This window comes from Vibrio sp. CJQ_6 (assembly GCF_043106745.1).
Lineage (GTDB): Bacteria > Pseudomonadota > Gammaproteobacteria > Enterobacterales > Vibrionaceae > Vibrio > Vibrio furnissii.
On sequence record NZ_JBICMV010000008.1, the window covers coordinates 903,420 to 923,080 of the forward strand.

A 19,661-nucleotide genomic window follows, 5' to 3' on the forward strand; every position below is an offset into this window, starting at 1 on the left:
CGCTCTTTTTTTTCTCAGAAAATCTGTTCATCATCCGCATCGATATACAGCTCGATGGTGTCTTGTTGTTCATCCACCATCATGTTGAGGTGAATGGCATGACAACACGCGGGGCAGTCGTCATAAAATTCTTGGCTGCCATTTGAAGAGTCCAGGGTAATGCGGATGGAATGGCCACAATGCGGGCATTGAACCGTTTTTTCAGTGAATTCTCTCATCTCACTTTCCTTACATCTACGGGAGATGAGTTAATAGTAAGCTGCGAAGTTAGTTAAAGAGAGAAATTAAGTACAAACTTTGAGGCAAGGCATAAAACCGATAAAGAACACCCGTTAGCGTATTCTTTATCGTCACAAAGTGTATCCGTGATAAGTGACTAACTGTTTAAAAAGTAAGAATTTTCTTAACCAGTTTGTCCGCCTCGGCAAGGTAATGACCACCAAAGTGGTTGTAGTGATTCAAGATATGGTACAGGTTATAAATGTCTTTGCGTTCACCGTAATTAAAATCAAGCGGTAACACGCTTTCATACCCTTGGTAGAAATCAGGTTGGAACCCGCCAAACAGTTCCGTCATGGCGATGTCGCACTCGCGGTCGCCCCAATAACACGCTGGATCGTAGCAGATCGGGCCAAATGCAGAGTTTGCCACGTTGCCATGCCATAAGTCGCCATGCAGTAACGACGGACGAGGCGAGTGGTTGGCCAAACGCTGTTTAACCAGTTCAACAAACTCATTGATGTTGACCAGTTCAATGCCTTTTTCTTTCAGCAATTGCAGTTGCCAGCCAACGCGCTGTTCGGCAAAAAAGAGGCTCCATTTCTTCGCCCATTGATTGGGCTGCACAATGTTGCCAATGAAATTATCGACATCAAAGCCATACTCTTTTTGATCGCCCCATTGATGAAGCTGCGCCAGTTGAACGCCAAACTTAAAACTGTTCGTCGCATCGTCCAGTGGTTTGGTGGGCAGGTAATTGAGGATGATAAACGCATGGCTTTTGCTGGTGCCAACCAACACCAACTCCGGCACGGAAACGGTCGAGCTTTCCCGCAAAACGCGTAGGTTTTCGGCTTCTAACTCGTATTGGGGCAAATGTTCACGTTGGTTGAGTTTGACAAAATAACGCTCACGGCCATCGGAGATCATGTAGCACTCATGCAGGTCTCCGCCGTTGATCTTGTCTTTTTCTGTGATGTCGAATTGGAACATCAAAGTGTCTGAGAGCTGTTGCGCGATCGCTTGCCACATAGTTTTGCTCCGTCCCGGTACGTCGTTGTTGTAAGACAGTTTAGGCGATCATTGACTATATTTCAGACAACGAATGCACATAATTTCATTCACTTACTGACTCCGTCCTATAAATGCATATAAATGTGACTATTATCAAAAAACCGATAACCCATCATCGTAAGTTATCTCGGTTCACTCATGATCCAGTGCAATAATGTCGCCTTGTAATGCAATATTTAGCCAATCAACATACGACGTCGATTCATCATTTCAGCAAAATGTGTTCGTCTCTTGATATTGGGCAAGAATATGAGGGATTACCTCAGTGAGAAACTGTGAAAAAACGGACACATGGCTTAGTATTACACAAGGTAACGTCGTGTTTGGCATTAAGCGGTATAGCGGAGAAGAAAAGTGGTTGTAGAAACCGATGGTTATTTAGCGCTGATTGAACACCTGGCAATGAACATGGATATCTTTACACGTGAAGGTGACACTGGCGAAGAAAGTGTCGAAGACGTGGCTACGGATATGGTTGCCAGTAACATCATGGCTATTTTTGAACAAAACCCGGAACTCCATTCCAGCGTACGTTTTCAATTGCTGAAAGAAGCGGACTCTGTCGTCGACGATCTCGGCGAAGTGTTAGCGGGCGTGTGGGGTAAACCGGCAACCAACGAACAAATCATCTTCCTTGATGAGTATATTGCGTTGGTGAAAAACCTGTTTGATACAGCAGTCAGCCAATACGATTAATGGATCTCAGGCGGAGTCTCTATCCGCCTGAACTGCCAAAACTTGGAAGCCCAATATGGGTTATCCAACCTCGAAATCATCACACCTTGCGATGTTGAGGCATGCATAAATAGTTTGTTGCCCAGATAAACGCCCACATGCTGCGTGCTACGCGATGTCTTAAAGAACACCAAATCCCCATATTTTGCCTGATTGTATGCCACGGCATTGCCAACTTGGCTTTGTGACGTCGTGGTGCGCGGTAGGGGCTGTTGCCACGCATCGCGATACGCGATCTGCACGAATGCAGAACAATCGACGCCGCGTTTGGTATTGCCACCAAATTGATAAGGGACACCTTGCCATTGGTTGTAAATATCAAAAAACGCAATCTCTTTGCGCGCTTCGAATGAATCGTCTGACATGGCATTGGCCGGCGACGATGGTGCCGCAAGGCTTTCCGATACTTGGTGGTCGGGGGGAACGGATGAACATCCCGCAAGTGCGAGGCATACCACCAGAAAGGGAATACGTTTTCTCATCATCTGTCACTTAAATGAAATTTGAATGAAATATTTCTGACACATTCGATTCCTACCATGGCGACGGATCTTTAAAAGTGGAATCGGACTCTCAACTTCCTATGACTCAGCCTAATCAGCCAGGCAAAGCGTTGTCTCTTATTCAAACGCTCACTGCCATCTTTATGTCGATCACACTACTCGTCATCGTTCTTTCTGTCACTAGTATCAAAGGCATTGAACGAGTGGGTGACCAATTCAATCACCTGTCAGAGCAAGCACTGCCTTTGGCGATGACCAATGCGTCGCTCACTCAAAATATTCTCGAACAAGTTAAATTTCTTGGTTATGGCACTCGCGCCAAAACTGCCGACGAGCTCACCGCCATTCAGTCCAACATTTCTGAGCTCGAGACGCAAGCCCAGCAATCGCTGGAACATATGAAAGCGATTTCGGCGCAGTTTGCCAACCTCATCGACGCCGACAAATTGCAAACGTTGATGGAGAACATTCACCAACTGAGCGCGTTGTCCAACACCATTCTCAATGCCCAGCAACAGCAATTGACTCAGCAAAAGACCATTGCCGAGCAAGCGACCGGCTTCCGTTACGGATTAAGCTCGATTGGACCTGAGATGAGCCGCATCTCGTCGTTTCTTTCGGTCGATAATCCTGAGTCGATGGATGCCGCCAACCGCTTTACGGCCTCAGCCAGCTCGATGGAAAGCACCTTTTTAATGTTGATGATGCAAGATGACTTCAACAACGCGCAAACGCAATACAAAGAGCTGAAAAATCGCCTTGCTGGTTTGGCATTGGCGTTTGATGATTTCAAAGAGTGGCACCCAGATGTCATGGATTTTGCCAGCTTGACTGCGCCGTATGACATGGTGCAAACCGGATTTAAGTCAGGCGGTATTCTTGACCAGATCATCGACAAGCTGCACACCTCACAGCAACAAAACCAACAGTTTGAACAAGCGGCGATCGTGGCTCAAGCGACAGTGAACACACTGAACGCGTTATCAAGCGATGCAAAAGCACTGATTAGCGCCAAAGAGCGCGAAGTGCAAAGCACCATGTTAAGCGTCACTTGGATTCAAGTGGTGAGTGGTGCCGTCTTGGTCGTGATGATTGTGCTGGCATGGTTTGGTTTACGTCGATGGGTCAACAATGGCATGCGAAATATCAGCAAGCACCTCACCTTGATGACCGAACATGATCTTGCTCATCAGGCGTCAATGACGGGGCCGAAAGAGTTTCACCACATTGCGACCCAACTGAATCAGGTGATTGACAGCACCCACGAGTCGATTTCGACCGTGACACGCAACTGCGAAACCTTGTATCAAACCGCTGAGTTAAGTTACGACGCTGCTGATCAATCAAACAAAAGTTTGGCGTTACAGAATCAAGCATTGATGAACATGGTGACCACCATTAACCAGTTGGAAGCGTCGATTCGCGAAATTGCTGGCGTGACTAACGATTCTTACACCGATTCGCTGTCGGCAGCGAAGTATTCTGCGCATGGGGTGACCGTGGTGGAATTGAATCGTCAGCGTCTGCAGTCGTTGGACTCAACGCTCAACATCAACGAAGCCGCCATGTTGGAACTCGATACACGTGTGACCAAGATTCGTGAAATGGTCGATTTAATCAGCGGTATTGCCGACAGCACCAATTTGCTCGCACTAAACGCAGCCATTGAAGCCGCGCGTGCCGGTGAACAAGGGCGCGGTTTTGCGGTGGTTGCCGACGAAGTACGCAAGCTGGCCAGTGATACCACCACACAAACGGCAAATATTCGCGAAATGATGAATGAGTTGGTGCAAGCGGCTGGACGCTCGCGTCAGGCGGTGGAAGATTCAAGATCGGAAATGGCGCACGCACTGACTTCCAGCGAAGAGGTGAAAACCAGCTTTGCGGATATTGAGCAAGCGGTCACGCACATTCGCGCACGCGTCGAACAGATCTCAGTCGCCACCGAAGAGCAGGAGCGCGCGACGGCCGATGTCAGCCAATCAATCACACACATCTCGGAGCAGGGCGAACAGACCAAACTGCAATTGGAATCAATGGTCGAAAGCTCCGAACAGGTCGCGGAGATTGCCGGTCATCAACAAGCCATGCTGCACAAATACACGCTGAGTTAATGATCGCGAAATGGCTGGGTCAGCATTTTGTCCAGCCATTGTTCTCGGGGTTGCTGAAACAGCGGCAGTCCGATTTTCATCCCATCATGACCTTGTTCCGGCTGAGCGATATAGGTGTGGAACATTCGATCCCAAATCGACAGAAAGAAGCCAAAGTTGGAATGGGTTTCCCGTTCAATCACCGAGTGATGCACGCGATGCATGTCGGGCGTCACCACCACTAGACGCAACCATTGATCCACTTTGAGCGGTAAGCGCGCGTTACTGTGGTTGAACATGGCACTGGCATTGAGCAGAATTTCAAACACCACCACAGCCAGCGGAGAAACACCAATTAAGGTGACAGCACCCACTTTGATCCACATGGAAATGATGATTTCGACCGGATGAAAGCGCGTGCCGGTTGTGACATCAATGTCTTGGTCTGCATGGTGCATGCGATGCAGACGCCACAGGGTCGGCAGACGATGAAACAGCACGTGTTGAGCATAGATCACGCCATCGAGCAGGATCACTGACAGCACGAAAGCAAGGGCAGGGGAAAGGTTGAGCCAATACAACACGCCAAACTGAGTGACTTCCGTCCAGTGAGCGGCAGAGACCGCTAAAATCGGCATGGCGAGGGTGAGCAGCACGCTGTTTAAGCCAACCAACCCAAGATTGTTAACCCAACGCAACCATTTTCGCTGCGTGAGGATTTTGCGTGGCTGATTCGATTCCCATAACGCACAGGCAACCAGCACCAAAGTAAAAAACAGCAATCGAACCGCTTCCGTATGTTGTAGCATCACGCCTCCAGCAAATGTCCATTTCGCTAAAAACTTTGCGTTAATTTCCACACAACACTGGCGAACTTGGGTGGCTAACAGTAAAATCGCTGCCTGTTTTCCCCCTCTGTCACAGCGTTTATGAGAATTCACGCCTTTCATCGTTTGTATCAGTATCGACTCGAACGATCAACCAAACCTTTTTTAGCACGCGGTTCGCGTATTCAACGCTGCCCCTATTGCCATGTGAGTTTGGCACACTGTTTGTGCGACCACCAGCCTGATACTGAAACACATCTGGCGGTGATGTTGATCGTGTCAGAAAATGAAGTCTTTAAGCCAAGCAACACTGGGCGTTTGATTGCCGATGTGGTCAAAGAAACCTATGTGTATCAATGGAGTCGCACTGAACCATCACATGAGATGTTGGCGATCCTCAACGATCCTGCTTATTTCCCGGTGGTTGTGTTTCCAGCGGAGCTTGATGAAGACAAACAACGGATGTTAACAACGCTGCCAGAACGGATGGATTCGCGCACTCCGTTGCTCATTTTTCTCGATGGCAGTTGGCGCGAAGCGAAACGTATTTTCCGTAAATCGCCTTATCTTGCCGATTTACCCCTCATGTCCATCGAACCAGACACGTTATCACGTTATGTGATGCGCAAATCTGACAACGAACAACACCTTGCAACGGCGGAAGTGGCCAGTTTGGTGTTGGATAAATTTGGTGAGTTTCAAGCGGCAGAAACCCTGCGCTTGTGGTTTGACGCCTTTAAAGAAAGCTACCTGATGTGTAAATCCCGTCTCAAAATCGATGGAGACAAAGTGGCGTTGAAACGGTTTATTGAACATCGCGAAAGCGAGAAGTCACTCTAAACTCTGGCAATTTGCCGGGTGTGACCGCCGCGATTCGTGCAACAGGCAAAATAAACCTGCCTTTGGTCACGGACTGTGTCAGATGGTCTATGGATAATACTGCTGTTTAACTTTTGTTATTTTGACCCCAAGATTTGGGGTGTTTTACTAGGAGAGAATCGCATGTACTACGGCTTTGATGTCGGCGGAACAAAAATTGAGTTCGGTGCATTCAACGAAAAACTTGAGCGCGTCGCAACAGAGCGTGTGCCAACACCGACAGAGGATTACCAGTTACTGGTGGACACCATTGCCGGTTTGGTTGCGAAATACGACGATGAATTTGGTGTTCAAGGCACGATTGGTCTTGGTTTGCCGGGCATGGAAGATGCCGATGATGGCACTGTGTTGACTGTGAACGTTCCGTCAGCCAAAGGCAAACCTCTGCGCGCGGATCTGGAAGCTAAAATTGGCCGCGGCGTAAAAATTGAGAACGATGCGAACTGTTTCGCGCTGTCTGAAGCGTGGGATGATGCGTTAAAAGATGCACCGTCGGTGATGGGGTTGATCCTTGGTACTGGTTTTGGTGGCGGTTTGGTTTACGAAGGTCGCATTTTCTCTGGCCGTAACCACGTTGCAGGTGAAATTGGTCACATGCGTCTGCCGATTGATGCGTGGTTCCACCTCGGCTCAGAAAAAGCGCCACTGCTGAGCTGCGGCTGCGGTAAAAAAGGCTGCATGGACAACTACTTGTCTGGTCGTGGTTTCGAGCTGATTTACGAACACTACTTCGGTGAGAAGAAGAAAGCGGTCGACATCATTAATGCGCATCAAGCCGGAGAGGCGAAAGCGGTTGAGCACGTTGAGCGTTTTATGGAATTGCTGGCCATCTGTTTTGGTAACATCTTCACCGCAAACGATCCGCACGTGGTTGTACTCGGTGGTGGTCTGTCAAACTTCGAACTCATCTACGAAGAAATGCCGAAACGTATACCGAAGCATCTGCTATCGGTAGCAAAATGTCCGAAAATCATCAAAGCCAAACATGGCGATTCGGGCGGCGTGCGCGGTGCTGCATTCTTGAATATCAAGTAATCGCACCTGATTGAGTCAAGAAACATACCGACTCAAGCAACACACTGAATGAAAGAAAAGGGCGCTGAAATCAGCGCCCTTTTTATCGTCATTTTTTCGGTTTCTTACCTACACCAAAGTTTTCTTTCGGTTGCATGGTAATGAGGCTAAATCCCAGTTTTCGGAAGTGATTGTCGCGGTAATTGCGAACCGCTTTGGTATCCGAAATCGCTTCGATTTGCTGTTCCATTTTCAGATAGTCCGTCAAATCGATGCCTTCTGCTTCCGCCACCGCTTCATGAATGTTGCGATGCTTCTCGTAAGAGAAAGTCAGCGTTTTTTCCTGATCTTTGTAGGTGTAAATGATGGTGCGAGCCATGTTTTCTCTCTCATACCCAATGAATGGGCTAGATTCTGCCTTGTAGTGGGAGGATTGTCACGCTTTCACCGACTTTTACTGTATCAATCGAAGGACTGATTTCAATCAGGCAGTTGGCTTCGCTCATGGAACGCAGAATCCCCGAGCCTTGTTTCCCGGTGGTTCTGGCGGTCAGTTGACCTTGTTCGTTAAGGCTATACACGCCGCGGCTGAATTCCGTGCGGCCCTGACGCGAACGCAGGTCTTCTGTCGCAATGGCTTGGATTTTCAACGGTGACCAATGTGTTTCGCCTTGCATTTTCCGCAGCGCCGGTTCCACGAAGTTAATGAATGACACCATCACAGCCACGGGATTGCCCGGTAAACCAAAGAAAGGCTTGTGGTTGATATGGCCGAACGCCAGCGGGCGTCCCGGGCGCATGTTGATACGCCAGAAATCAATTTGTCCCAATTTCTCCAATGCCGATTTAATGAAATCAGCATCACCAACCGACACACCGCCAGAGGTCATCACCACATCCGCATTCGCCGCGGCATGTTGCAATGTGTCCATCATGCGCACTTCGTCATCCTCAATAATGCCCAGATCGATGATCTCACACCCTAAATTGGTCAACAGTCCCATCAGGGTGAAACGGTTGGAGTCGTAAATGCAATGGTCGTTTTGTTCGCTACCCGGCGCTTGTACCTCATCGCCGGTGGAAAACAGCGCGACTTTTAATTTGCGGTAGACGGGCAGTGATGCCAGCCCCAGTGAGGCGATCATGCCCATTTCGGCGGCATGAACGCGCTGACCTTGTGTAAACACGTTTTGGCCCAACGCTAAATCTTCGCCCGCTTGACGCACATTTTGGCCCGGTTTGATCTGGGCATCGCCAAAGGAAACGTAGCGACCATCGGTGTGTGCTTGTTCCCGCATGACTACCGTATCGGCACCGTCTGGCACCGGCGCTCCGGTCATGATTTTCACCGTTTGCCCAGCATGCAACGTCGCGTTGTAACCGTGTCCGGCCATCACTTCGGCCACCTGTTCAAATTGCGCTAAACCGATATCTTCACTGCGGATGGCATATCCATCCATCGCGGAATTGCGATACGCAGGCACATTGATGGGCGAGGTGATCGTGTCGCACAGGACGCGCTGATACCCCGCATTGACGGCGATGGTGTCTCGCTCACGCAACACGTTCACCGCATCAAGGATCGCCTGACGGCCTTGTTCGACCGACAAAAAGGCGGGAGAGAGCGTGTCGCAGCTGCCAGATTCCGCTTTCTGGGTTGATTTGGGTTGGCTGGCAGTGTTGACGTACGCCAAAACAAACTGAGCGATCGCATCTAAGTCATTGATGTTCATCTGTGGCAACGTGGTATCGACCTGCTCATCGGCGGCGATAGCAATGATGTTGTCATCGTTTGGATATAGCCATGGTTTGCCGACTTCAGCGCGGTGCAGTTCGATTTTCGGAAAGGCGATGTTTTTGCAGCCTTCCACCAAAATCACATCCAGTTGCTGCGCGTCGAAACGTTGCAGCAAATAATCAAATTCGGCTTCAGCGTCTGGTGTTTCAGTCATGAGCGCGTATCGGTTTCGTGACGCAATCAGCATCTGTGACGCGCCAGCTTTCCGCAAGCGATAGCTGTCTTTACCCGGTTTGTCGACATCAAAATTATGGTGCGCGTGCTTTAAAATCCCCAAACGCAATCCCGCTGCAGTCAATTTGGGCACCAGCAGTTCAAGGAGGGTGGTTTTCCCGGTGCCAGAGTACGCGGCAAAGCCAAGTAAAGGCAGTGAAGGACGTGAAGAATGATGTGAACTCATGGCTGAAGCGCTCCAAATTGAGCCAGCTCTTGTGGCGTATTTAAATTGAAAAAGCAGTCGGGTGAATCGCTGAAATCGACTTCTACCGTGTGGCATTCGTTGTAGAGCAGGATGATTTTTCGATCACCACGTTCAAGGAAGGCGGCCAGTCGAGGGAGAACGCGTTTGTGAAATAGAGTAAAAACAGGCTGTTGATGGTTGCCATCGGTGGCAACCACGATATCGGTGTCTGGTGTCACGGCAGCACAAAAACGTTGCACCAAGTCCGTCGCGATCATCGGGCTGTCGCAAGGCACAAAACCAACCCAATCGGTGGTGGCGGCAGTTAGGCCAGCATGGATACCACCGAGAGGGCCCGGATAGCCAGCGAAATGGTCAGAAACCACGGGGGCAAATTGCTGATACCAATCTTGATGACGATTGGCGTTGATAAGAATCCGTTCCGCTTGGGGTTGCAGACGTTCCAAAACGTGCTGCACCAAGGGTTTATCGTTGAGTTTGATCAGTCCTTTGTCGTTTCCACCCATGCGGCTGGCCTGGCCACCCGCTAAAATCACCCAACTAGTTTGAGAGGGAAGTAACATAGGTTTTCTCTTGTTCTTCTTTGACGACATGAAGCAACGGCGATTCAACCAGTGTGAGGTCTTTTATCCACCACTGCTTTTTACACAATGTAGTGAGTGCGTTTGTCTGATGGCTTGTGATCACCAAACTGGAGCCTCGATCCAGTAAATCCTTGGCCATTATAACTAATCTGTCGATGGATTCCTGATCTAATGATGCACTTGGCTCATCCATTAGTAAAATCGATGGTTTCAAAATCCATGCGCGCGCCATGGCCACGCGCTGTTTTTCACCGCCCGAGAGCACCGAAACATGTTCATCGGCAAGTGTTTCTAGCCCCACCATGCGCAGCGCGGTGATCACTTCCGACCGTTTATCTTGAGCCGATTGAGAGGAAAATCGAATACCATACACCACATTTTGGTACACGGTGTCGTCAAATAGATAAGGACTTTGATGAAGATAAATCACGTTGCGACGAGCGTTGGTGTGCCAGAGACGGCGCCACCATGTGTCTTGATTGAGCACTTGGCCCGTCGTTGGCGTCAGCAAGCCGGCCAAAATTTTGAGCAGCGTGGTTTTACCCACACCGTTGTCGCCCTTGAGATAAATCGCGTCGTTGGGACCAATGGAAAGTTGGGGAATGTGAAACAGAACGCGATCTTTAAAACGCATGGATAACTGCTGTGCGGTTAGCTTAATCGACATTCGACATCCTTATGTACGTAGATAGCCTTTGCCACGCATACTGGTAAGCAAAAAATTGAGAGCCAGTGCTAATGAGAGTAGCACCATTCCCAATGCAACACCTTGCGCAAACGCGCCTTTATGACTCTCCATGGCGATGGCGGTCGGAATGTTACGCGTTAATCCCATGATGTTGCCGCCCACCATCATGGAACAGCCAACCTCGGTCACGATGCGAGAAAAACCAGCGATTGTGGCGGCGCAGAGCGGGAAACGGGTTTCCCACATGATGGTGGCTGCGATGCGAGGCACGGATACGCCTAGCGTCATCGCGGTTTCAACCGAACGACGATCGCTTGATTGCAACGCGCCATGCATCATGGAAACCAAAATCGGAAAACAGATCAACATCTGGCCTGCAATCATCGCTTTTTGCGTGAACAGCATCTGCCAATCGCCCAAAGGACCGGAGCGCGACAGCGTCATGTACAGCAATAAACCAATCACCACAGTCGGCACCGCTTGTAGAGTGTTGATCAACGAGAGCAGCAGCCACTTGCCTCGAAAATTGGTGTAAGCCAGCACAAAAGCGAGCAGCACGGAGGGCACCATCACCAAACTGATGGCCGCTAAAGAAACACTAAAGGAGACCGCAACGATCTCCCAAAGTTCGGAATCAAAGCTCACCAGTAAGGTGAGTGCATCCAATGTGGTTTGCCATAAGCTCATGAATGGCGATTACTCGTTCGCGTTTGCAACAAACAGCTGTTGTCCATTCAGTTTAAAGTCGTTAATCAACTTTTGGCCGTTGTCCGCAACCAACCAATCACTGAACGCTTTTGCGCCTTGGTAGTTGATGGTTGGGTAGCGTTCTGGGTTAATCAAAATCACTTGGTATGGGTTGAACAGTGCTTTATCGCCTTGGAACAGCACTTTGAGGTCCAGCTTGTTGGTGTAGGCCAGCCATGTGCCGCGGTCGGTCATGGTGTAGGCTTGCATCTCAGAGGCCATGTTCAGCGTTGGCCCCATGCCTTGACCGACAGAGCGGTAGCCACCAAAGTTCGGTTCAATGTTGGTTTGCGCCCAAATGCCCAGCTCTTTCTTGTGTGTGCCGGAGTCATCACCGCGCGAGATGAAGCTGACACCGCTTGTGGCGATCTGCTTGAACACTTGCGCGACATCTTTCTGTTGCGCTATGTGCGCCGGATCGTTCTCAGGGCCAACAATAATGAAGTCGTTGTACATCAGTTTACGTGGCATCACACCGTAGCCGTGCTCCACAAAGCTCGCTTCTGCTTTTGGTGCGTGCGTCATAACCAAGTCCACGTCACCGTTTTCACCCATTTTGAGCGCTTTCCCGGTGCCTGCGGCAATCACATCCACTTTGTAGCCAGAATCGTGTTCAAACTTCGGCAACAGGTAGTCCAGCAGGCCGGAATGGTATGTACTGGTGGTGGTCGCGAGGCGAATGCGTTGAACATCATCGGCACTGGATGCGGAATAACTGACGAGAAGCAAAGAAGAGGCTGTAAGGCTGAAGATCACTTTTTTCATTCTAATTTCCATTTGGCAGATAAGAGTCATTACAAAGGCATTGCAGCGCGCAGAAGCCGCGCGAGCAATCCGCGTCTTCTTGCAATCTGGATGCCAAAACTAATAACTCAATTCACCATCAAAAAACAAAGGTTATTCAACAAATCCTGACTAAAATAAGTGTTAGTGCACATATGTTAGGACAAATTGTCCCATGTTAAGCGTATCGATAGTAAGGTTAATTGCGTCGATATGTCTCACTAGGTAATTAGAATCCATTATGTCTCAAACGTTTGATTTGCAATCGTCTCTGCAATACCAGGCCTTTTCTGTTCTCGTCGTGGATGATGAACCTGGCATGCAAGCCATCCTCAAAAAATCGCTCGGAAAATGGTTTTCCAAAGTCGACTGCAGCGGCAGCATCGAAGATGCCGAAGCCCTGCGTTGTGAACAACATTACGATCTGATTATTCTCGATATCAATCTTCCCGGCCGCTCCGGCATTGAATGGGAGGAAGCATTCAATGATGAATCCCGCCGTGCGGATGTGATCTTCATGACTGGTTACGCCGATCTCGAAACCGCCATCCGTGCGCTCAAGCTGGGAGCGTCGGACTTCATTCTCAAACCGTTTAACCTCGAACAGATGCTGCAAGCGGTCAAACGCTGCATGGATAAGCGCCTCAACGAGCGCATGCAGTACGCATTGCAGCGCGATTATCAACGCCATTGCGCCACGCAAATCATTGGTCAATCGCAGAAAACCGCACAACTGAAACAGTTGATCCTGCAATTTGCGCCGTCCCGCGCCTCCGTATTGATCGAAGGCGAGTCGGGCACCGGCAAAGAGTTGGTCGCTCGAGCGATTCATGAAGCTAGTGAGCGCCAAGGGCCGTTCGTGCCGGTAAACTGTGGTGCCATTGCGCCAGAACTGTTGGAAAGTGAACTGTTCGGTCATACGTCGGGCGCGTTTACCGGCGCCAAGAAAAGCCGTGAAGGACTGTTTCGTGTCGCCAATGGAGGCACGTTATTTCTGGATGAAATTGGCGAGATGCCTTTGGCCATGCAATCTGCGCTGCTACGCGTGTTAGAGCAGCGCGCCATTCGTCCGGTGGGTTCTGAAAAAGAGATCAGCATTGATGTGCGAGTTGTGGCAGCAACCAACCGAAATCTGATACAAGAAGTGGAACAGGGGCGGTTTCGCGGTGACCTGTTTTATCGCCTGAATGTGCTCAAAATCGATGTCAGCCCACTGCGTGAACGCAAAGCGGATCTTACCGATTTAGTGCCGTTTTTTACCCAGAACCTGTGTGCGGAATTGAGTATGCCGCTGCCCAAATGGGCACATGAAGATGTTTCCGCGATTCAGGATTACGATTGGCCGGGCAACATTCGTGAGCTGAAAAACTTAATTGAACGCTGCATTTTACTCGGCAAACCACCGGCGCATTACTGGCGTGAGTTGCATGGTTACCCTGTGCTTGATGAGGTGACAACGTCACTAGGAAACTCCACCAAACCAACCAGCCATACCGCACTCAGCGACAGTGCGATCGTGGTGCAGACAGCCGAAACCGGGTATCCCAACCATTGGACGCTGAAAGAAGTGGAAAAAGCGCACATCATGCAGTTGGTTGATTTTTATGAAGGTAACAAATCGGCAGCGGCGCGCGACTTGGGCGTCGCCCGCAAAACCTTAGAGCGTAAATTCAAAGAGTGGGATGGCGATGAGCAAGAGAATCTTGGCTAAACTCCCGCTGTGGCAAACGTGGCACCAACGCGTCAAAACCATGGTGCGTTATCGGCTGCTGATACTGACGTCCGTACCTATCGCGTTTACGCTGATTGCGCTGATTGTCATTTCCATCTATTGGTCGATTCATTACACCTGGCAAAGCGCCTTGGTGGATGTGTCGGAACGTTTGGGCGTCGCCTACAACAGCATGACGCTGTTGCAACAAAAACAGGCCAGTTATGTTCGTGCGATTGGCGATTCCTATGAGTTTCGAACCCGAATTCTCACATCCAACCACGATGAGACGCTCAATCAATGGATTGACGAGCAAAAGCAGCGCTTTGACCTCGACTTTCTGGTGTTTGAGCCCGTGGACACGCTCGAGCAGAAGTTTCGCTATCTTGACCTCACTCGCCGTGAATCGTTTTTTGATGTGCTGTCGTCACACGAATTAGCCAGACTCAGCCCGCAGTTGGCTAAACGAGCCGAGATTCCATTCGTTGATTTACCGCAAACCGCTGATTTACCTCAAACCGCTGATTTACCGCAAACAGAAAAGCGCGGCCTCGTCAGCCGCACCGTGATTCCGGTGCTCAACCAATATAACGACATCATCGGATTTTTGGATGGCGGATTGCTGCTCAACAATAGCAGTGTGTTGGTCGATCAAACGCGCGACCTGATTTATCCCATCAAACAGGACAAATTACGGCCCAACGGTACGCTGACGATTTTTCTCGATGACCTGCGGGTCAGCACCAACGTGCCGCTCGACAGTGATGAGAGCGCTGGCCGAGCGATTGGCACACGCGTTTCAAACGCGGTGCGCGATACCGTGCTCAATCAGGGCAAAGAGTGGGTGGATAAAGCCTATGTCTATGATGCGTGGTACATCACCGCATATCGACCCATTCGAGACCAATATGACAACGTGGTCGGTATGCTGTATACCGGCTATTTGGCGTGGCCGTTTGTCAAAGCGTATCTGACGAACATTGTTGAGATTGGCGTGGCGACGATTCTTTTGCTGCTGGCCTCCGGTGTGTTTGTTTACCGAGGTTCGCGCGATCTATTTCGCCCGATTGAGCGGATTCACCGCGTGGTCAAAATGGTTCAATTGGGTAAAAACCAGCGCATTGGTGCGATTGGTTTGGACGAGCAACACGAACTGGCACAGTTGGCCAAGCAATTTGACAACATGCTGGATCTATTGCAGCAGCGCAATGAGGAGATCCAACGTGCCGCACATGAGCTGGAAGAAAAAGTGCTCGACCGAACCGCCAGCTTGCAAGAAAAAACCGAGCAGTTAGAGCATCACATTCAATTACTTAACCAAACCCGCGATAAGCTGATCGTCCATGAAAAACTCGCGGCGCTGGGCGAGCTGACGGCGGGCATTGCCCATGAGATCAACAACCCGACGGCGGTGATCTTAGGCAACACCGAACTGATTCGTTTTGAATTGGGCGAAGACGCCAATCGAGTAACAGAAGAAATCGACGCCATCATGTTGCAAATTGACCGCATTCGAAACATTACGCGCAGTTTGCTGCAATACAGTCGTCATGGCGGCGTGCAGGACGAAATCACTTGGCAGCATGTGAACCCAATCATTGATGAAAGCATGACGTTGGTTAAAACCGGCTCGAAGAAGCGCGACATTGAATTTGTGACCGATCTGCAAGCGCAAAGCTCAGTGGAGGTGAATCGTCATCAACTGCTCCAGATTTTGGTGAACCTGCAAATGAATGCGATTCATGCCATGAACGGCAAAGGGAAGCTGACCATTCGCAGTGAAGATTGGTGTGAACACGGCGACGTGTTGGGCGCGATCGTTCACATTGAAGATGAAGGCTGTGGCATCAAGCCGGAATACCTGAAACGCGTCTTTGATCCGTTTTATACCACCAAGCGCGACGGAACGGGGTTGGGCTTATCCGTCTCACAGAGCCTACTCAGCCAAACAGGCGGCGAAATTCGCGTTCAATCCGAATGGGGCAAAGGCAGTACGTTTAGCGTTTATCTGCCGAGTAAAGCCGATACGCATCTACTCATCACCAAAGCGTCTTAAATCAGCGCGACACACCGTCATCCGTCGTTAAAAAAACGCCTCTCATCTTGAGAGGCGTTTTGACTGATTTACTATTTTTACTGTAGTTACTCGCTAAAGCTTAAGGCGGGCTTGGTGCTTACTGCGCCTGCACCGCGATCTTCGGCGGTTTGATGTCGTGTTTTTTGAACTCTTTCATCACCCGCAAGGTAATGTCGGTTTCAAATAACTTTTCGTACGCGGTATCCACCACATAGGCCTTACAGGTCAACTGCACCGCCAAGTAGTTATCCGTAATGGTTTGTTTCACCAACACGGTCACCGGTTTGGGCAGGTGAATATAACGGCTTGACGATGCGGCTTCTTGAATCAGGTTACGCGCCAATTCAATGTCTTCATCCATGCCAACATAGAAAGGGATCACCACCTGCATGTCCAACGCCCCGTAGTTCCCACTGATGGTTACTTCGTTGAGGAATTTGTTGTTTGGAATGGTGATGATGTCGTCCGTTAAGGTGCGCATGCGTACCGAACGCAAACCAATCGCAATAATATCGCCGTAGTTGCCTTCAAACGTGACGCGGTCACCCACTTGAAACGGGCGGTCAATCATCACGGTCATGCCCGCGATGAAAGAGGCGGCCAAGTCTTTTAATGCAAAACCCACCGACACTGCGAGCGTACCGCCAATCAGCGCGAGGATGTGGTCGTTGATGCGAAAGCTCAACATGAACACCACAATCCCTGCACTCATGTAGATAAAGAACTGCAAGAAGGAGTGACACTTGTGCAGCACCATTCGGTACTGCGCAAATTGAGAGCCGATGGCATCCACCAAGGAGGTCATAAATTTGAGCAACAACCATGTCGCCGCGATGATCAACATCGAGAAGAAGACGCCGCTCCAGCGGATCAAGCTGGCAAATTGTTGAAAATCTTCTAGGTTCGCCAAGTCGTCGGCCGCCCAAACCGGGCGAGCTAATACGAGTAGCAGTAGTGCTGCCCAGCGAAATGATTTGAATCGAGAGAGTGTATTCATTACTTCACCAGCAAATGTTGACGGTCGAGCACGTTGGTAATGGTGCGATACCAGTGGTCAGATACGCGGGTTTTATCTTCAGCCCATTCGATGTAACCGCGGCTTTCAAAGTAGCGCATGATGCCAATCACTTCAGGCACACTGAGCTGCGTACATTCTGATAATTCTTCCGGCGCGGCCACTTCGAGTTGAACAATCGAACGCAGCACCGCCAGCATCGGCTTGGGCATTTTTTCCAGCTCTTGAGATTCAGGAATGTGGAACAAGCGCACCACCACCTGCTGCGTTTCTTTATTGCGATTGAGCGAGCGGCGGAAGAAGCGCAACGCAAACGTCGGGTTACCATCGGCGTAATGCCACAAAATGCGATAGAAACCGCGACGAGCGCGCGTTTCATCACTGCTTTCTTCTTGGCCCCATTGTTTGGGAACGATCAAACCATCGAAAGAGACCGGATGTTCTACGTCGGGATTGATGCGACTGTCGAGCAGATCTTCGAACTGTTTTTCACTCCAGCGTGGCAGAATGCTCACCCAGTCAAACAGCAAACGTTCGCCTCGCGCGCGGTCTACAAAACGCCAGCTCGATTTTTCAATCGCCATCACCACGCGGTGGTTTTTCTTCGAGCGGCGCAACAAGTTGGTCAAGCGCATTAAACTGCTTAACCCGCCCACCATCGGTTTCACCAACCGCTGCGCGTTATCAACGGCAATCAGATAGGTTTGCTCGCTTTTACGCAGATACGCCAGAATCTGCACTTCGGTGGCGTCTTCATCCAAGCCTAGGCTCAACGCCAATAGCGACAACAGTTCGTTGTAGCCGGAATATGGGCAGTTGAGATACAACGGCTCGGCATTTTTCACCTTGTTGAGTAGGGTATACAGCAAGGTCGTGGTACCAATGCCACGTTCACCGCTTACCACACAAATGGCGGGGCTGTCAGTCAGCAGATAGCGCGAAAGCTGTTTGATTTCATCATGCGCATAATCAACCAGTGGGCTGTCGATGGTGCCGGGCAAGACGTAGTTAAACGTTTCGTCACCCCGAATGCGGACGTAGTTCTGATCGGCTGCAATGTTGGTGGTTTGCTTCGCCGCTTCAATCCGAAACAGGTACGCCAACGCTTGACTGAAAAAGGTGTAGTTCGACAACGCAGAGACCAAACGGCGCTGCGTGCCATGTACCGAAATCCAGACCATGGCAACCAAAGTCGCTGCCACGCGAATCAAAAAGGTGTCTTTTTTACTGATGGCCCACAAAACCCACAGCGGCTTATCGGGTGTTTTCTCCACGATGGCAAAAATACGTTCACGCCATAAGTTGAGCACCGAAATAATCATCAACAAGAACCATGCGTACATGGTGTTGAGAATCCAGGTATAAATGGTGCCTTTACCCAATGTGCGCATGGAAATTTGCAACACAACGCCCGTCACAATGATGGTCCAGACAATGCGGCGAATGGTGCTCAGGCGCAGCGCGATCAACGCTTTGTTTGAGGTGTGGCTGGAACGATAGGTGAATTCCAATATCAGACTGACTGCAATCGAGCCTCCCCAAATCCACCAAATGAAGATTTCGAGAAACACCAAATGCTGCAAACTCTTAATGGCACTCAGCACCTGAAGCGAAAGGGTGATCGCAATCAACCAAGCAATCGCTTTGTTTGCACTGCTGATGTACCACACGAGGCGAGCCAACAATGACGGCGACTGTTTATCCTTGAGGTAATTTTGCCAAAACAAGTCAATCAGGTGTTTGCTGTTTCTCAACCACCACACCAGCAAGACATAGATGAACAGCACTTTGCACACCGACCAAATAAATGGCACCGGCGAGATCAGTAAGTCGTTGACCAACGATTGGAAACTGCGAATTTGAAACAGCAACAGGTATTCAAGATTGAGTTGAACCTGTTTCAGTTCGCGTTTGAATTGTGTGACGCCGCCGGGGCCAAAACCAGTGAGCTCTTCACGCGTGTATGCATCGGTGAGCGACAACAATTGCTGTTTTGAGTAGGAGAGGCTGGCGAGAGACAAATAGCTTTGTTGCAGATTGAACCAGTTGAGTTCATCGCTTTGATGGCGATAGTTATCAAGATAGTGTTCAAACTGCTCCACCGTATCGCGCTGCGATTTGATGGTTTCACGCAGCAACAGGTTCACTTTCTGCTGCTCGCTTCGGGACATAAACAACGGTTCCGGTAAAGCCGAGACTTGTTTTTCCAATTCAAGTGCGCTGTCCGACGCTTTGGGGATCAAATCAACGTGGTCGTATTCCCATTCCGCCAAGGCGGGAAACGCCACACACCAACATAACAAGAGTAAGACTCGAGACACTGCCTGCATAGAGGATTCGCTTAGTTAACTTATTGATTATGAGAATTTAGTGTAGTTGATACACAGCCAGAGTCGCGACTCAAGATTGGGATCGCGACTCCATATCGGCAGGCGAAATGACGGGGAGGAATGTGAACGTGGCGTGACAATGTCACACCGTAGGGAGCCTACT

At 49.8% G+C, this 19,661-nt stretch carries 18 protein-coding genes; 6 read left to right on the plus strand and 12 right to left on the minus strand.

Translation table 11 applies throughout. The features are described 5' to 3' along the window. Positions 1-14: 14 nt before the first annotated feature. The gene (locus tag ACF8PK_RS06280; protein WP_232658788.1) at positions 15-218 is read right to left on the minus strand and encodes a CPXCG motif-containing cysteine-rich protein; all 204 of its coding nucleotides are present in this window, start codon (positions 216-218) and stop codon (positions 15-17) included. A gap of 166 nt (positions 219-384) precedes the next feature. After that, positions 385-1,251: a fructosamine kinase family protein gene (locus ACF8PK_RS06285; RefSeq protein ID WP_004725873.1), complete on the minus strand. Its 867-nt coding sequence runs from the start codon at positions 1,249-1,251 to the stop codon at positions 385-387. A gap of 396 nt (positions 1,252-1,647) precedes the next feature. Here ACF8PK_RS06285 and ACF8PK_RS06290 point away from each other — a divergent pair, with 396 nt between their 5' ends. Beyond that, a complete protein-coding gene (locus ACF8PK_RS06290; RefSeq protein ID WP_004725876.1) occupies positions 1,648-1,989 on the plus strand; it encodes a DUF3802 family protein in 342 nt (113 codons plus the stop codon). Here ACF8PK_RS06290 and ACF8PK_RS06295 read toward each other — a convergent pair. Further along, positions 1,986-2,513, minus strand: a complete 528-nt coding sequence (locus ACF8PK_RS06295) for an NlpC/P60 family protein (protein WP_041942542.1) — start codon at positions 2,511-2,513, stop codon at positions 1,986-1,988. The genes ACF8PK_RS06290 and ACF8PK_RS06295 overlap by 4 nt on opposite strands. 98 nt (positions 2,514-2,611) lie before the next feature. Between ACF8PK_RS06295 and ACF8PK_RS06300 the strand changes: the two genes are divergently transcribed. After that, positions 2,612-4,645 carry a methyl-accepting chemotaxis protein gene (locus ACF8PK_RS06300; RefSeq protein ID WP_392440560.1) on the plus strand — a complete coding sequence of 678 codons (2,034 nt, stop codon included), beginning with the start codon at positions 2,612-2,614 and terminating at the stop codon, positions 4,643-4,645. Here ACF8PK_RS06300 and ACF8PK_RS06305 read toward each other — a convergent pair. Then, positions 4,642-5,433, minus strand: coding sequence for a sterol desaturase family protein (locus tag ACF8PK_RS06305; RefSeq protein WP_004725884.1), 792 nt, complete (start codon positions 5,431-5,433; stop codon positions 4,642-4,644). The genes ACF8PK_RS06300 and ACF8PK_RS06305 overlap by 4 nt on opposite strands. Before the next feature lie 120 nt (positions 5,434-5,553). On the opposite strand from ACF8PK_RS06305, the gene ACF8PK_RS06310 reads away from it, so the two are divergent. Beyond that, positions 5,554-6,291: a tRNA-uridine aminocarboxypropyltransferase gene (locus tag ACF8PK_RS06310; RefSeq protein ID WP_392440562.1), complete on the plus strand. Its 738-nt coding sequence runs from the start codon at positions 5,554-5,556 to the stop codon at positions 6,289-6,291. Between the two features lie 162 nt (positions 6,292-6,453). After that, positions 6,454-7,365, plus strand: coding sequence for an N-acetylglucosamine kinase (nagK, locus tag ACF8PK_RS06315; RefSeq protein WP_392440564.1), 912 nt, complete (start codon positions 6,454-6,456; stop codon positions 7,363-7,365). Between the two features lie 88 nt (positions 7,366-7,453). On the opposite strand, the gene ACF8PK_RS06320 is transcribed toward nagK, so the two are convergent. Genes ACF8PK_RS06320 through ACF8PK_RS06345 form a run of 6 tightly spaced genes read right to left on the minus strand, consistent with a single transcriptional unit; the run spans position 7,454 to position 12,347 of the window. Then, complete coding sequence (locus ACF8PK_RS06320) at positions 7,454-7,723, minus strand: DUF2960 domain-containing protein (RefSeq protein ID WP_004725890.1); 270 nt, start codon at positions 7,721-7,723, stop codon at positions 7,454-7,456. Positions 7,724-7,751: 28 nt separating this feature from the next. Continuing rightward, positions 7,752-9,542, minus strand: a complete 1,791-nt coding sequence (locus ACF8PK_RS06325; RefSeq protein ID WP_392440566.1) for a bifunctional molybdopterin-guanine dinucleotide biosynthesis adaptor protein MobB/molybdopterin molybdotransferase MoeA — start codon at positions 9,540-9,542, stop codon at positions 7,752-7,754. Then, positions 9,539-10,126 (minus strand): molybdenum cofactor guanylyltransferase MobA, encoded by a 588-nt coding sequence (mobA, locus tag ACF8PK_RS06330; protein ID WP_041942543.1) that lies wholly within the window; start codon positions 10,124-10,126, stop codon positions 9,539-9,541. The genes ACF8PK_RS06325 and mobA overlap by 4 nt, the downstream gene beginning before the upstream one ends. Further along, positions 10,104-10,814 carry an energy-coupling factor ABC transporter ATP-binding protein gene (locus ACF8PK_RS06335; protein WP_004725897.1) on the minus strand — a complete coding sequence of 237 codons (711 nt, stop codon included), beginning with the start codon at positions 10,812-10,814 and terminating at the stop codon, positions 10,104-10,106. Before ACF8PK_RS06335 ends, mobA begins: the two co-directional genes overlap by 23 nt. A gap of 9 nt (positions 10,815-10,823) precedes the next feature. Continuing rightward, positions 10,824-11,522 carry an ABC transporter permease gene (locus tag ACF8PK_RS06340; RefSeq protein WP_004725898.1) on the minus strand — a complete coding sequence of 233 codons (699 nt, stop codon included), beginning with the start codon at positions 11,520-11,522 and terminating at the stop codon, positions 10,824-10,826. A 9-nt stretch (positions 11,523-11,531) separates the two neighbouring features. Next, positions 11,532-12,347, minus strand: coding sequence for a substrate-binding domain-containing protein (locus ACF8PK_RS06345; protein ID WP_004725900.1), 816 nt, complete (start codon positions 12,345-12,347; stop codon positions 11,532-11,534). A 259-nt stretch (positions 12,348-12,606) separates the two neighbouring features. Here ACF8PK_RS06345 and ACF8PK_RS06350 point away from each other — a divergent pair, with 259 nt between their 5' ends. Continuing rightward, positions 12,607-14,076 carry a sigma-54-dependent transcriptional regulator gene (locus ACF8PK_RS06350; RefSeq protein ID WP_392440567.1) on the plus strand — a complete coding sequence of 490 codons (1,470 nt, stop codon included), beginning with the start codon at positions 12,607-12,609 and terminating at the stop codon, positions 14,074-14,076. Next, on the plus strand, positions 14,066-16,132 hold the full coding sequence (locus tag ACF8PK_RS06355) for a cache domain-containing protein (protein WP_392440618.1): 2,067 nt from the start codon (positions 14,066-14,068) through the stop codon (positions 16,130-16,132). The genes ACF8PK_RS06350 and ACF8PK_RS06355 overlap by 11 nt, the downstream gene beginning before the upstream one ends. A 118-nt stretch (positions 16,133-16,250) precedes the next feature. Here the strand turns inward: ACF8PK_RS06355 and ACF8PK_RS06360 are convergent, their stop codons facing one another. Both ACF8PK_RS06360 and ACF8PK_RS06365 read right to left on the minus strand, forming a co-directional pair. Continuing rightward, positions 16,251-17,150: a mechanosensitive ion channel family protein gene (locus ACF8PK_RS06360; RefSeq protein WP_014205071.1), complete on the minus strand. Its 900-nt coding sequence runs from the start codon at positions 17,148-17,150 to the stop codon at positions 16,251-16,253. Beyond that, positions 17,150-19,498: an AAA family ATPase gene (locus ACF8PK_RS06365; protein WP_038151139.1), complete on the minus strand. Its 2,349-nt coding sequence runs from the start codon at positions 19,496-19,498 to the stop codon at positions 17,150-17,152. The genes ACF8PK_RS06360 and ACF8PK_RS06365 overlap by 1 nt, the downstream gene beginning before the upstream one ends. Positions 19,499-19,661: the final 163 nt, after the last annotated feature.

Excerpts from the sequence above, each read along its gene's own strand:
- ACF8PK_RS06320 (WP_004725890.1), bottom strand. The coding sequence starts at position 7,723 with ATGGCTCGCACCATCATTTACACCTACAAAGATCAGGAAAAAACGCTG.
- ACF8PK_RS06350 (WP_392440567.1), top strand. The coding sequence starts at position 12,607 with ATGTCTCAAACGTTTGATTTGCAATCGTCTCTGCAATACCAGGCCTTT.
- nagK (WP_392440564.1), top strand. The coding sequence starts at position 6,454 with ATGTACTACGGCTTTGATGTCGGCGGAACAAAAATTGAGTTCGGTGCA.
- ACF8PK_RS06305 (WP_004725884.1), bottom strand. The coding sequence starts at position 5,433 with ATGCTACAACATACGGAAGCGGTTCGATTGCTGTTTTTTACTTTGGTG.
- ACF8PK_RS06365 (WP_038151139.1), bottom strand. The coding sequence starts at position 19,498 with ATGCAGGCAGTGTCTCGAGTCTTACTCTTGTTATGTTGGTGTGTGGCG.
- ACF8PK_RS06345 (WP_004725900.1), bottom strand. The coding sequence starts at position 12,347 with ATGAAAAAAGTGATCTTCAGCCTTACAGCCTCTTCTTTGCTTCTCGTC.
- ACF8PK_RS06280 (WP_232658788.1), bottom strand. The coding sequence starts at position 218 with ATGAGAGAATTCACTGAAAAAACGGTTCAATGCCCGCATTGTGGCCAT.
- mobA (WP_041942543.1), bottom strand. The coding sequence starts at position 10,126 with ATGTTACTTCCCTCTCAAACTAGTTGGGTGATTTTAGCGGGTGGCCAG.
- ACF8PK_RS06340 (WP_004725898.1), bottom strand. The coding sequence starts at position 11,522 with ATGAGCTTATGGCAAACCACATTGGATGCACTCACCTTACTGGTGAGC.
- ACF8PK_RS06360 (WP_014205071.1), bottom strand. The coding sequence starts at position 17,150 with ATGAATACACTCTCTCGATTCAAATCATTTCGCTGGGCAGCACTACTG.
- ACF8PK_RS06300 (WP_392440560.1), top strand. The coding sequence starts at position 2,612 with ATGACTCAGCCTAATCAGCCAGGCAAAGCGTTGTCTCTTATTCAAACG.
- ACF8PK_RS06285 (WP_004725873.1), bottom strand. The coding sequence starts at position 1,251 with ATGTGGCAAGCGATCGCGCAACAGCTCTCAGACACTTTGATGTTCCAA.
- ACF8PK_RS06295 (WP_041942542.1), bottom strand. The coding sequence starts at position 2,513 with ATGATGAGAAAACGTATTCCCTTTCTGGTGGTATGCCTCGCACTTGCG.
- ACF8PK_RS06335 (WP_004725897.1), bottom strand. The coding sequence starts at position 10,814 with ATGTCGATTAAGCTAACCGCACAGCAGTTATCCATGCGTTTTAAAGAT.
- ACF8PK_RS06325 (WP_392440566.1), bottom strand. The coding sequence starts at position 9,542 with ATGAGTTCACATCATTCTTCACGTCCTTCACTGCCTTTACTTGGCTTT.
- ACF8PK_RS06310 (WP_392440562.1), top strand. The coding sequence starts at position 5,554 with ATGAGAATTCACGCCTTTCATCGTTTGTATCAGTATCGACTCGAACGA.